We start from the raw sequence: 13240 nt of genomic DNA, 5'->3' as shown, positions 1-13240 counted from the left end.
ACTTGCAACCTCAACCATTGACGTCTTCCAGAGCAGGATTACGGTCCTCACTTCAGCACTGAGAATTCAACCAGCCCCTCCCTCGCCACGTGTCCTCAACGGTTTCCCATGTCTCGATATCTCCCCGCGATTGCCGCTCTTCTCACGCTGATTCCAGCCACCGGCGATGCCAGTGAGGCGCGTGGAAAATCTACGCCTCCTCCTGCGAAGGGCTGCGTGGAGATCGGCGGAACGGTACTACCAGGAATGGTCGGAGGCCCAGCCTATGCGGCAGCCGAGCTAAAATGCGGCGCAAAGCTTTTGCTGGTGCTTCGACGCCAGACCGGCATGAATGGAAGTCTCCCCGTCTGGACCGTGATCGACCAGGTAACGATCTCAAAGCCGAGCCCCCACCACGAACTTCTGCAGCCGGCCTTTTGCTCATCGAGGCGGTTTCCTGATGCCCCCATCTTTGCACTCGGCAGGATGGCGGAAGAGCCAGATGGCTCTTATCGATCCGAGAATCTGGTCAAAGCCTGGCGATTCGACATCACGCGCGAAAGGCTGGCCTCAACCCCAGTCGATGGCGTGCTATGTGCGTTGGACGGGTTTGATTGACGATCGGTGCGCAAATTCCGACGATAAGCCGCCCCTCTTCGAGGCGCAGCCTCCGAACCTCAGCACGAGAGCCGACCGTTGGGCCAGGTGCCAATCAACAGAACGGCTTTATCGTCGAACGGCAACGACCGAGCTGGCGCGGTAGCGTGACAGCTGGACGCGATTGGATTGGTTGCCGCCGAAGAGATAGACGTACTGGCGCCGCTGATCGAAGTGATCGAACAGGCTGACATGGAACCGCCTGCCGCTTCGGATCACAACGACATCTCCCCGCCTTGCCGAACGAAAGAAGACAGGTTTGCCGAAGCTTTTCCAGGAAACTGCCATATTGGGATTGGGCGGCGGCTGGCGTGACGATCGTTTGGCGACAAAGGCGAGGAATGCTCCGCACCACGACGTTCTGCGGGGATTGATGCTGAGAAATGAAATAGAACGTTCGTGCATGCGATTATATTTCGAAGCCGTGACGAGCATGTCGGCCTCACACGGCACGGCAAAAACCGTGAGGGCTATGACGAGAATAATTTTCATTGTTTCTCACCATTGTTTGGATAATTTCAAACATCCGAAATGTGGCGAAGAAAAAATCTCGGCTGGAACGTATATTTGAATCATGGCGGCAATTAGAAGCAATTTGACCGCGTATTTTTTCCTGTATTTAAAGAAATAAAACTTAGGCGACCGGCGACGGCACCCGCAAAACGGACGAATATTGGCAATCTGCAAACGCTCAGCTGGCGAAGTCGAAAAATGGAGAATTCGATGTTGGGGGTGACGAAAGCCCGATGCCATATGGGAGCCGAAGCGGAACAATCCGCCGGAATCTCGCAACGATCCGGTGGAACGGCATTAGTTACGATGGGATTTATATTTCCAGGATCGCATCGAATACTTCGAATGCAGTGCGTATTTTTACCGGCCGTCTTCGATCTGACTCGATTGCAAACTCAGGCTTTAGCTGAAATCGCGCTCAATTCCTCCAGATCGAGATCCCGTTCCAGCTCCTCCAGCGTCTCGTCGTCGATATCACCGGCGCGGTGGAGCCGAATGAGTTCCCGACGGCCGGTCGCAACCGCCTCGAGAACGACATCAAAATGGGCGTGAAGCATCGGGATATAATGTTCCGTTCTCGCGGCGTAATCGACGATAGCGGTGGCTCGGCGTTGGTATCGCTCCAGCAATTGCGGGTGGATGAGATTTCCCTCAGGGTCGTATGCCAGGTTTTGGACGGTTCCAAGCTGCGCCTGCGCCATGGCGGCTTCGGCCTGACTCATTGTGAGACGCGCCCTTTCCGTCTCCGGCTCCACCAGCCGTGCCCAGGCAATTATCCGCCCCAAACTCGTTCCCTGGACGAGCACGGTTCCGACAATGACGGCAAATGATGTTGCGAGGATGAAGTCGCGGCCGGGGAATTCTTCTGGCAGGCTGAGCGCCAGGGCAAGCGTCACCACGCCCCGCACGCCGGCCCAACTGAGGACGGTGGCGCCGCCGGCGCCCAGCGGCTCAGCGCGTTTGAACCCCAGCGGAGCACAAAGGCGGATGACGAGATCTGAGGCGAAGACCCATGCAAAGCGGGCGATCACGAGCGTCACGAGGATCGCCAGCATCGGTAGTCCCATGGTCGCGATAACTGTGGTAAAACCACCGCCGCGCTCAACGACGTCGCGCAACGACAGCCCGATCAATGTAAAAACTGAAGCTTCCATCAGGAAGATCATCACAGTCCAAAACGACGTGCCTCGCATGCGCGTTGCGGCCGAGAATACGGTGTGCTGGTGCCAGGAAGCGATCAGACCCGTGGTAACCGTGGCAATGACGCCGGAAACGTGCAGCAATTCGCCGAGCAGATAGGAAATCCAGGCGAGCAGCACAGTGGCGGCGATGATGAGATATTCGTCGCCCAGGCGCCGGACGAATTTCACCCACACCGTTCCGACAACGACGCCGACGACCATGCCGCCGAGCGCCAGCACAAGGAAGCTGGAAGCCGCCTCCATCGCGCTGAAACTTCCCGTTGCGGCGGCGGCGACGGCAAAGCGAAATAGAACCAGACCGCTCGCATCGTTCAGCAAGCTCTCGCCTTCCAGCAGAATCTGCAGCCGCCGCGGCAGCCTGACGCGCTCCAGCACGGCGCGGGCCGACACCGCATCCGGCGGTGCAACGATCGCGCCAAGTGCTGCACAGGCGGCCCAGGGAAGTGACGGAAAGAGAAGATGGGTCACGACGGCCACGACGGCACAGGTGAAGAATACTGCTCCGACGGCGAGCGAGGCAATGCCGATCATATGGCGCCGCAGCCGCACGAGAGCAATGGCCCAGGCGCCGTCCATCAAGAGCGGTGGCAGGAAGATGACAAGCACCAGCCCGGGATCTACGGTGATCGCCGGTAGCCCCGGCACGAAGGCTAGCAGAGCGCCGCCGGCCAGCAGCGCAACGGACGGTGGCAAACCCAGCCTGTGAGCAGCGTAATGCAGCGCGATGATCGCGAGAAACATCGCAATGACCAGCTCGAACAATTGAGTGGGTTCCATCTCACTCGCCCCCTGCCTAAAAAGTGATTTCGAATGCCTACTATATTATTTTCCGGGCCGAAATCGCTTCATTCCGAACTCCTCGCGGCAGACATGTCGGGGCCGACAGTCATGCTTCGCTTCGCCACGAAAAGATTGCACCGACACGAATTTACTTGCCCTTCTCCAATGCGGCATATGTTTCTGTCTGTAAGCAAGAGGCGTGAGCGGGGAAACATGACTTCAACACATGCGGACAAGAGCAGTGACCTCGGCAGTCGGAGCGGCTTTGTCGGATTGGTCGTCGGTGCAGTCGGCGTCGTATATGGCGATATCGGCACCAGCCCGCTCTACGCCTTTCGCGAGGCGCTCAGGCCTTTTGCTGCCGATGGCATACACGAGCCGGAAGTGATCGGCCTGATCTCTCTGATGGTCTGGACGCTAACCGTTATCGTGACTTTCAAATATGTGCTGTTCCTTCTCAGGGCGGACAATGACGGCGAAGGTGGTACCCTCTCGCTTCTTGCCCTCCTGATGAAGAAGATGGGACGAAACGTGCCGGTCCTGTTCTTCGCCGGGCTGATCGGGGCAGCCCTCTTCATCGGCGATGCAATGATCACGCCTGCCCTCTCGGTCATGTCAGCGCTCGAAGGTCTGAAGCTGGTCACGCCGACCTTTGCCGATTATGTCCCGCTCGCCTCGGCTGCGATCATGATCGTTCTCTTTGCCGCGCAGTCGAGGGGGACTGCAGCTGTCTCCATGTTTTTCGGGCCGATAACGGTCTTATGGTTTCTGGCCATGGCTGCCGGCGGCTTGATCCATATCGGCGACGACTGGAGGATTCTGGCCGCCCTCAATCCGATCAATGCGCTTTCGTTCCTCGCCCATGCCGGCACGGTCGGCCTCATCGTGCTCGGGGCCGTTTTTCTGACGGTGACGGGTGCCGAAGCGCTCTATGCCGATCTCGGGCATTTCGGCCGCCGCCCCATCCAGACGGCGTGGTTCGTACTCGTCTTTCCTGCATTGCTTCTGAACTATATCGGCCAGGGCGCGCTCGTTCTCGCCCATCCCGAAACGGCCACCAACCCATTCTTTCTGATGTATCCGGATTGGATCCTGTTGCCAGTTGTCATACTGGCGACGATGGCGACGATCATCGCCAGCCAGGCCGTCATCACCGGCGCTTTTTCTCTCGCCCGCTCGGCGGTTCATCTCGGCTTCCTGCCGAGGCTGCGGATCAAATTCACGTCCGAGACCAACACGGGCCAAATCTACGTACCGAGCGTCAATCTCCTCCTGCTGGTCGGCGTGCTGATGCTGATCTTTTCCTTTGGCGACTCCGAGTCGCTGGCGACTGCCTACGGTATCTCGGTAACTGGGACCATGGTCATCTCGACCATGCTGTCCTTCCAATTCCTGCGGGCTGTCTGGGGCTACTCGCTCACGCTCGCCGCCATGCTGCTGCTGCCGCTCTTCATTATCGAAGTCTTGTTCCTGGCAGCCAATCTGCTGAAGATCCACGATGGCGGCTGGGTTCCGGTCGCCCTGGCGCTGGCAATCATGATTTTGATGTGGACTTGGACCCGGGGGCAAGCCTACCTCAAGAGACTGCGGGCCAACAACGAAATTCCGCTCGATTCCTTCATCCGGTCGATCGAGCGGAAGTCGGATCATTCACCGGTTACCGTTCCGGGAACGGCGGTTTTTCTTACCAGCGTGCCAGACCGGACGCCGAACGTTCTGCTCCACAATCTCAAGCACAATCATGTGCTCCACGAACAGAACGTCATCCTGACTGTCTGGACCGAGGACGAACCCTATGTCCCCGACAACAGGCGCATCAAGATAAGCCAACTCTCGCCGCGTTTCCTGCGTCTCGATATCACTTTCGGCTTCATGGACGATCCCGATGTCACCAGGGCGCTAGCGCTCTGTAGAGAAGGAGGTTTCAAGTTCGAGATCATGAAAACGTCCTTCTATCTCGGCCGCCGCAACCTCGTCAGGACGCCGAACACCGGCCTGCCCGGCTGGCAGGAACGCATATTCATGGCGCTGGAAGGCTTTGCCATCGATCCCTCCGACTATTTCAACCTGCCGTCAAACCGCGTTGTCGAGCTTGGCGAACAGGTTGCCATCTAAGGTCTGATGGCATCGCCCTGCTTCGCCGACAGCCTCGTCGCCGTGATCATTACCGGGATTTAACTGAAGGTGCTGGCCTGCCCCTTACACGCCAGGTCTTGAGACAAAGGAGGACATATGAAGAGGCGCACTCTTGTACTTGGCGGCGCCGCGATTGCCGCATCCTCGGTTGTTGCGACGGCAATCTGGCCGCGGCGGCATGCCGCGGCGGCAGCCAGGAAATTCGACTGGAAGGGCACTGATTTTCTGAGCGGCGGCACCAAGTCTGTCGCCTTGGAAAAGCTGCCCGCGCCGCTCTTCCGCACTCGCCCGAATTGCGTCGTGACCCTGGCCCAGACCCGTGGCCCCTGCCATGTCAACGACGTCCCGGCCCGCCAAGACATCTCTGAAGGAGAAGCCGGACTGCCGTTGCGGCTGGCCCTCCGTATCGTCCATGCCGCCGACTGCCGGCCGGTCGAAAACGCCGACATCGAAATCTGGCATACCGATCACCGTGGCATCTATTCCGGCCGAGAGGCTGCGAAGATGTGTACGCTTAGTGACGCCGAGGCAATCAGCGGGCTCGCATTTCGCGGTCGCCAACTGACCGACGAGGCCGGGCAGGCAAGTTTTTTGACCGCCTATCCGGGATGGTATAGTGGCCGCACGCCGCATGTTCATTGCCGCATCCTCGCAGACGGCAAGGAGCTTCTCGTCAGACAGCTCTATTTCGACGACGCCCTGAGTGACATCATCTATGGTGAGCATCCCGACTATCGTGAACGCCCCCGCCGCGATACGCGCAACGACAATGACGGCCTCATTCCGCAGGACGCTACCGATCACATCTTCGATTTTGAGAAGCTCGATAGCGGCGTGCTTTCCGCCACGATTACGATCGGCCTCTCTTCCTGAGCCGATGGCGGCGAGCGACAAGAGAGCGTTTTTCACCGAACGCTGCTCGGCGACCTCTGATGCCGCCACGGCTTCTCCCCGTAGCGGCGATGCTCCCTGCTATCCTCAGTGCAGCATGCCGTGTTGAAGGATAGAGACGATCAGCGGATCCGCTTCTGAATGATGCAACGGCTGAGGCGTGATCTCATGGTGTGAAATTTCGCTGCCGTTTTCCGGGCCAGCAAGATCGGCGGCTTCCATGGTGACGCCGTGATCGCCGTTGCCAAATGTCGACCCGTGCTTTTCGACAGCAGCCTTGCCGAAGTGACGAAGCAGCAGGGTTTCATCCGATATGCCGTTTTCCCAGATTGGATTGTCATGATGAGCGCCGACTTTATCCGCTGCAATCTTGTCGGCAGCAAGTTTCAGGTCGTTGTGGGATGTGAGCCCGGTGTCCGATACGAGGCTGACGCTCGCATCCGCGGCGGCGAGGCTGTCGGCGCTCGCAAGCGTAGTAGGACCTTCTTCGACGATCGTGTTATCGCTGACGGGAAAGGTGCCTGCAGCGATGATCGAGGGGGAAATGCTGTATGGCGTGACATCGCTCGCGATAAAATTGTCATGGAAGGATCCGGATGCCGGCCGGTCGACCTTCAATGCCGCCTGGGTCAGGTCGTCGAAGAGATTGCCGTAGATCTCGATACCCTCGCGGACATAAGTGGTCGTGCCCGCGGCGCTGACTGCCACGCCCCAGGCGCCGTCATGGATGTAATTTCCAGCGATATCGTAATTACGCGTATCCCCCTGGTCGCCGAGGCCGATCGCATAGGACCAGCTGTAGCCGCCATAGCCTGAGATGTCGTTGTCATGGATGGCGACATTTGTGCCGGCTTGTGCGCTGATCCCGAAGCCGCCGCCGAGGATGGTGTTCCCCTCGATCACAGCATCCACAGGCCGGACGAGCGTCAGGACGCCCTTTGGCGTGACTGCACCCGTTTGATCAAGATAATTACCGCTGATGACGATGTTGCTGCTGTCGTTGATCTGGACGGCGTCGGCAGTGGTTCCGTGGGCATTGGTGACGGTGTTGTTGAGGAGCGTGACACCGTTGAACTTCTCGACCCAGATGCCGTCGCCATTGACGTCGTTAATCGTGCTGTTTTCGATCGTGATGTTCGAGCCGGTACGGAAGGTGATAGAACCGGATTTGGATAATCCGGTGTGATCAACCTCGACATTTCGGATGGTCCAATTTGAGACATAGCCACCATAGATGGCCGCGCCACCAGTATCTGATATCTTGATATTCTCAATGACGATATTCGATGCGTATAGGCTGTGAATGCCGTCATTAGGGCTCGTGATGACGGGCGCATCGCCGACGCCGTAGCTGCCGATGGTGATTGGGGCAGCGGCGGTGCCGGAATATTTCAGGTCAAGCTGGTCGTTATAAACAGTACCCGCCGCGAGCAGCACGCTGTCGCCCGGCTGCAGCTTCAAGTTTTCCACCGCCGAGAATGACGCAAAAGCCGCTTCTGCGCTGGTGCCGGCATTGGTGTTGGAGCCCGTCGCTGAATTCACATAATAGATTGTCATATCGCCGTGTTCTCGCATTGTCGCGCAGCCGTCTGGTTCGGCTGCAACGAGTGGATCTGATGCGATCGGGAGCTGAAGCCATGCTCAACAACATGGCGTTCCATTGCCGTTACGTTACGGCAGCCAGCAGACCATGGGCCTGCCTTATTCCCGAGAAGCGCCTGGCGGAGGCTACTCCCCTGGATAATACAACTTACGAGAAGATAATCTAGGAAATAACGACTAAAAGGTGAATGAACGGTAAGCGCCGTGCTGCCGCTTGACGGTCAGGACGAGGCCAAGGCGTCCGGCCAAAGGCCGGAGCCTCGGAACACGAGGGCGGGATCAACCCGCTCCTCGCACTCGGGCCACTCAGCTCAGCAAGCCATCCATATGGATGTAAACGGTCAGCGCATCCGCGTCACTATGATGCGAGTTGCCATCATTGATTTCGTAACTGAAGGATTCGCTCACATGTCCATCATGGTCGGGGAGCTTCGTTTCATCGAGCGTGTAGGAATAGTTGCCATCGCGCTCCACATGGATGACGCCATAATCGCCCGTCAGAGTCAGTCCGTGCTTGCCGACGGTTTCGTGGCCGAAGCGACGGAGCGCCAGGGTTCCGTTGTCTGAGCTGTCGTTTTCGAGAAGATTGCCGTGATGGGCCGCACCGGTGTCAGTGATGATCTTCAAATTGTCATGGGCAGCGACGACCGCGGCATCCATGGCCGCTTCCGTCGTAGCGGCAGCCTTGGTAGCCGAGATCGCCAGCACAGTCTCGACATTGGCGATGGTCTGGTTGTTGCTGACGGAAAAGGTGTGCGCGTCGGCAACGGAACGCGCAATGCTGGTGGCCGTGACGCCACTCTCGACGGTATTGTTGTAAAAAGAGCCCGATGCCGGCCTGTCGAGCTTCAGCGCCGCCTGAGACAGGTCATTGAAGACATTGTCGTGGACCTTGATATTCGTGCGGACATAGCTGGGGCTGCCGATGGGGGCGGTGATGACCACGCCCCATGCGCCATCATGGATATGATTGCCGGCGATATCGTAGTCTCGCGCGTCGCCCTGGTCGCCGAGACCGATGGCAAAGGACCAGTCGTAACCATGATATCCCGAGATGTCGTTGTCGTGGATCGCGACGTTCTTGCCCACCTGCGCGCTGATACCGAAGCCGCCGCCGGTGAGCACATTGTCCTCGACCACGGCATTTGCAGCCCCGATTAACGCGATAACGCCCTTGGGGCTGCTGGCATGGGTCTGGTCGAGATGATTACCCTTGACCAGAATACTGCTGCTGTCGTTGATCTGCACGGCATCTGCCGTCGAGCCATTCGCGCTGGTAACGGCGTTGTTCAGAAGTTTGACACCTTCGACTTTCTGAATCCAGAAGCCGTCGCCCCTGACGTCCGATATCTTGCTGCCTTCGACCGTGACATTCTTGCTGGTCCGGAAGGTGATCGCACCTGCACTTTTCAATAATCCGGTTTTGGCAATCTCGACGTCCCGCACCGTCCAATTCGTGACATTGCCGCCATAAATGCCCGCACCGCCGGTGTTCGATATCTTGAGGTTCTCGATCACGATGTTGGAGGCATAAAGACTGTGGATGCCGTCGCCGCCGCTGTGGATGATGGGGGCCGCCCCCGTCCCGTAACTGCCGATCTTGATCGGCGCGCTCTCGCTGCCGGAATATTTGATATCGAATTGTTCGTTGAACACGCTCCCCTTGGCGAGCAGCACGCTGTCGCCTGGTTTCAGAGCCAAGGATTCCACTTTGGACAAAGTCGCAAAAGCCGAGTTCTGGTTCGTCCCACCGTTGCGGTCGGAGCCAGTCGCTGAGTTCACATAGTAGATTGTCATATCACCAATGTTGCCCTGTTCGTCGGATCGCTATGTCGCCACTGAGACCGACCGGGATCGGCCGATCGTCCTGCGGCCGGGGCAACCGTCCACGGCAAGAAGGCGAGAAGATGTTGTCAATGCGGCAGCGACCGGTTTACGGGTTTTGTTCCACAGGCAACGGCGCCCGGTCCGACAAGGCGCTGAAAAGCCGCAACCCAAACAGGCAAAATGGCGACTCAGAGGCGAATAAATCGAGGAACGTCGGGCAGCGAGATATCTTCCTTCCAGGCTGTACCGCAGTGATTCTGCTCGCGATTCGCATGAAGCCCCAGCGCCAGCTTGGCCAATCAGCCCCGATCGTGAGCAGGCCAGAGGGCCTCTCGAATGACGGGGCGGGCGATCATCTCTGCGCTATTTCTCCCCTCGCCTGCAGCGCCGAAGTCAGCGGCAGGCGAGCGGCGGCAATCGCCGGCAGGGCGCCGCCCAGGATGCCGATGGCAAGGCCAAGAAGGCCGGCGGTGAACACCACGTCGGGAGTGACGTCGAGCTGAAAGGCCATCCTGGTCGTGTTGCCGCCCATCGTGCTTGCCTGCAAACCATCGAAAGCGAGCTTGGAGGCGAAGACACCGAGTCCGGCGCCGGCCGCCGACAGGAGTACCGCCTCCACCCAGGTAGCGACGAAGGCCGGCAGGCGGGCAAAACCGAGGAGGCGCAGTGTCGCGATTTCGACGCTGCGGTCGGAAACCGAACTCATCATCGTATTCAAGGCACCCGCCGCCGCGCCGATCGCCATCAGGAGCGCGATCGGCCAGCCGAATAGGCGGATCAGGCTTTCGGTGCGCTCGGCTTGGCCGGCGTAGAAATCAGCCTCGGAAACGACGACGAGCGGTGTACCGGGCAAGGCCAACAGACGATCACGCAACGTCGCCAGTGCTCTTGCGGGATCGCCTCCGCCATCGAGGCGGACACGCAGGCTCTGCACCTGCCCCTGCCGATCGAAAGCCGATTGCACCGCCTCCAGATCCGCCCAGATCTCGGATTCAAAGGCGCTGCCGTCTGAAGTGAAATGCCCGACGATCCTCCAGTCGAGCGCGCCAAGGCGGATCGTGTCGCCAACTGCGAAACCAGGAAAAGTATCGGCGATGCGGGCACCGACGACGATCTCACGCGCGCCTTGCGAAAACAGCCGCCCCCGCGAAAGCCGCGCGCGTTCACGCAAGCCGGGGCCCGCCGGATCCATGCCTCTGAGCGACAGCGTCTGCTCGACGCCTTCGCCTTGCCTGACATCGATGGGAACGACGGTCTCGCGCGACAATGCCGGATTGCTCGCGCGGTCGCGCGCGATCCCGGTCTCGCCGCTCATGGCCGCAAGGCTGCGGATTGCCTCGGCCGGCACCTCCGAACCGGTCTCCTGGTTGGTGCCGCCGCCGAGAATGACGGCGATATCAGCCGACCCGGCGCCAGCGAGCGCGGCCTCGAAACCGTGCGCCATCGCCAGGAAACCTGAGAGCACCGCCACGACGAGAGCGACCGACAGCACCATCGACAACGAGATCCACAGCCGGCGCGGCAAGCTGCCAAGGTTGACTCTGATCATAAGAAAGGTCTGCTTGAGCGTTGATAACATTGGATTATCTCGTTCTGAAGGCGTTGACGATGGGCAGGCGCACGGCGATCACCGCAGGCAACAGCCCGGTCAGCAGGCCGAGCCCTGCCATGATGGCGAGAGATTTCGCAAGCACGCTCGTGCCGAAGACGAGGCCGAACTCCGGTCCGATGGAAAGCGTCGCAAGCTTGGCGAGGACAAGTCCGCCCGCGCCGCCGACAAGAAAGATAAACAATGTCTCGCCAAGAATGAGCGCGAGAATCCGCGGACTGGAAAAGCCGAGCACCTTCAAGACGCCGATCTCGAAACGCCGCTCCCTCACTGCGAAGAGCATACTGTTGACCGCGATCATCAGGATGGTGACGAAGGCCGCCCCCACGACGAGGCTCACGATCAGGCCGATATCAGCGAATTGCCGGAGAAACGCTTCAAGGAACTGCTTTTCCGACTGCGTCCTCGTCTGCGCCGCCGAATTTGCGAATAGAGCATCGATCCGCGCTGCCAGCACACTTGGTGACACGCCCGGGCGCGGACGTACCACAAAGGCATCGACAGTATCCTTGTCGCGCGCACGAGCGGCATTGAGGGCGTCGTAGCGGGCGAGCATGAAATAGGTATCGGTGCCGGCATCCGCGCCCTCAAAAATACCCGCGATCGTGAAGCTCCAATTGCGGCTGCCGTCAGTCCTGGCAAGCTGCCCGGTAAAGCCGATGCGCTGGCCGATCGACCAGCCCTCGGCTTCCGCCAGTGCCCTGCCGACCAGCACCCGATCACCGGCCTCTTCCAATGCCGCGATCAACTCCGGCGTCAGTTTGAGCTCGTCGCCGTTGGCGGCGGCGATCGCCTGTGGATCGACGGCGCTGACGGCAACCACATTCTTTTCGACCTCGACGAAGCCCCGCATGCGTGCGGTATAGGCGACTGCGGCGACATCCCGGTCGGCCGCGATCCGGTTGAGGTAAGCAAGCGGCAACGGCAGCCCGCGACTCGATCTGTTGAAGACGCCGAGCAGATTGTTGCTGGCGCCGGCCGCTCCTTGGCTGCCGCTAACGAAGCTCGCCGTAAGCCCGTAGATCAGGAAGGCGACGCCGACTGAAAACATCAGCAAAATGGCGCGCAGCCGCTTGCGCCAGACATTGCGCCGCATAAGCTGGAGGAAGGTCATCGGCCCGTCCTTTCCTCGCTGATGAATTCGCCCTTGTTGAGACGTAGCGTGCGCCGGGCAAAGGAAGCGGCCTCGGGATCATGCGTGACCATGATGATGGTCTTCTGAAACTCGAGATTGAGAAAACTCAGCATCTCTAGGATATCATCGGCCGATTTGCGATCGAGATCGCCGGTCGGCTCGTCGCAGAGAATAAGACCGGGATCGGTGACGATGGCGCGGGCAATGCCGACGCGCTGCTGCTGCCCGCCCGACATGCTCGAGGGAAACTGCCGCTGCCGGCCCGCAAGCCCAACGAGATCCATCACCGTATCGACGCGAGCCCGCCGCTCCTTGCGGCCGAGCGGCTTCAACAGCAGCGGCAGCTCGATGTTTTCCGCCGCATTCAGCATCGGCAGTAGATTGTAAAACTGGAAGACGATGCCCATGGCATGTGCCCGCCAGACCGCCCTTGCTCCTTCGCCCATCTGCTCGATACGACTGCGGCCGACCCTGATTTCGCCGGCATCCGGGCTGTCGATACCACCGAGCATGTTGAGCAATGTCGATTTCCCGGAACCAGAGGGTCCCATGATCGCAACGAAATCGCCACGCGGAATGGAGAGATCGAGCCCGGAAAAGATCGGAATCGTCTCCGCTCCGATTCTGAAGGACTTGCTGACGCCGACAAGGGCGATATAGGATTCTGTGGTGTCTGTCATGGTTCTGCTCCTTGGTGTTGCTTGACTAATCCGAGATTTGAGGGACGGAGAGGCTGCCGTGAACGCCCTTCTCCCCAGCGGGGAGAAGATGCCGGCAGGCAGATGAGGGGGTGAGCGACGAGAGGAGCGAGTGCGCTGAGCGCAAGCGAAGGGCAATGAACGGAGTGCCGTGCGCCCCCTCATCCGACCCTTCGGGCCACCTTCTCCCCCGCTGGGGAGAAGGGGGGCA

Annotated in this window: 10 protein-coding genes; 3 read left to right on the top strand and 7 right to left on the bottom strand. The window is 59.5% G+C overall.

The features are described from left to right. The first annotated feature begins 108 nt into the window (after positions 1-108). On the top strand, positions 109-597 hold the full coding sequence (locus AC13QO_RS24605; RefSeq protein WP_488542132.1) for a hypothetical protein: 489 nt from the start codon (positions 109-111) through the stop codon (positions 595-597). Positions 598-705: 108 nt separating this feature from the next. Here the strand turns inward: AC13QO_RS24605 and AC13QO_RS24600 are convergent, their stop codons facing one another. Both AC13QO_RS24600 and AC13QO_RS24595 read right to left on the bottom strand, forming a co-directional pair. Then, positions 706-1128 carry a TIGR02594 family protein gene (locus AC13QO_RS24600; RefSeq protein WP_085778563.1) on the bottom strand — a complete coding sequence of 141 codons (423 nt, stop codon included), beginning with the start codon at positions 1126-1128 and terminating at the stop codon, positions 706-708. Positions 1129-1544: 416 nt separating this feature from the next. Next, the gene (locus tag AC13QO_RS24595) at positions 1545-3128 is read right to left on the bottom strand and encodes a Na+/H+ antiporter (protein ID WP_085778564.1); all 1584 of its coding nucleotides are present in this window, start codon (positions 3126-3128) and stop codon (positions 1545-1547) included. Positions 3129-3344: 216 nt separating this feature from the next. Here AC13QO_RS24595 and AC13QO_RS24590 point away from each other — a divergent pair, with 216 nt between their 5' ends. Together AC13QO_RS24590 and AC13QO_RS24585 are read left to right on the top strand one after the other, a co-directional pair. Further along, entirely contained in the window at positions 3345-5246 is a 1902-nt protein-coding gene (locus tag AC13QO_RS24590) for a potassium transporter Kup (protein WP_488542131.1), read from the top strand. Between the two features lie 117 nt (positions 5247-5363). Continuing rightward, entirely contained in the window at positions 5364-6140 is a 777-nt protein-coding gene (locus AC13QO_RS24585) for a dioxygenase family protein (RefSeq protein ID WP_488542130.1), read from the top strand. A gap of 105 nt (positions 6141-6245) precedes the next feature. Here AC13QO_RS24585 and AC13QO_RS24580 read toward each other — a convergent pair whose 3' ends face one another. The 5 genes from AC13QO_RS24580 to AC13QO_RS24560 form a co-directional block, all read right to left on the bottom strand. Next, positions 6246-7715 carry a right-handed parallel beta-helix repeat-containing protein gene (locus tag AC13QO_RS24580; RefSeq protein ID WP_285195777.1) on the bottom strand — a complete coding sequence of 490 codons (1470 nt, stop codon included), beginning with the start codon at positions 7713-7715 and terminating at the stop codon, positions 6246-6248. Between the two features lie 351 nt (positions 7716-8066). Beyond that, a complete protein-coding gene (locus AC13QO_RS24575; protein ID WP_488542129.1) occupies positions 8067-9557 on the bottom strand; it encodes a right-handed parallel beta-helix repeat-containing protein in 1491 nt (496 codons plus the stop codon). A gap of 382 nt (positions 9558-9939) precedes the next feature. Next, positions 9940-11166 carry an ABC transporter permease gene (locus AC13QO_RS24570; RefSeq protein ID WP_488542128.1) on the bottom strand — a complete coding sequence of 409 codons (1227 nt, stop codon included), beginning with the start codon at positions 11164-11166 and terminating at the stop codon, positions 9940-9942. A 4-nt stretch (positions 11167-11170) separates the two neighbouring features. Next, the gene (locus AC13QO_RS24565; protein WP_488542127.1) at positions 11171-12310 is read right to left on the bottom strand and encodes an ABC transporter permease; all 1140 of its coding nucleotides are present in this window, start codon (positions 12308-12310) and stop codon (positions 11171-11173) included. Further along, complete coding sequence (locus AC13QO_RS24560) at positions 12307-13011, bottom strand: ABC transporter ATP-binding protein (RefSeq protein ID WP_488542126.1); 705 nt, start codon at positions 13009-13011, stop codon at positions 12307-12309. Before AC13QO_RS24560 ends, AC13QO_RS24565 begins: the two co-directional genes overlap by 4 nt. Between the last annotated feature and the right edge of the window lie 229 nt (positions 13012-13240).

Source organism: Rhizobium sp. CNPSo 3670 (assembly GCF_057784555.1).
This window is presented reverse-complemented; position numbering and strand designations above follow the sequence as displayed.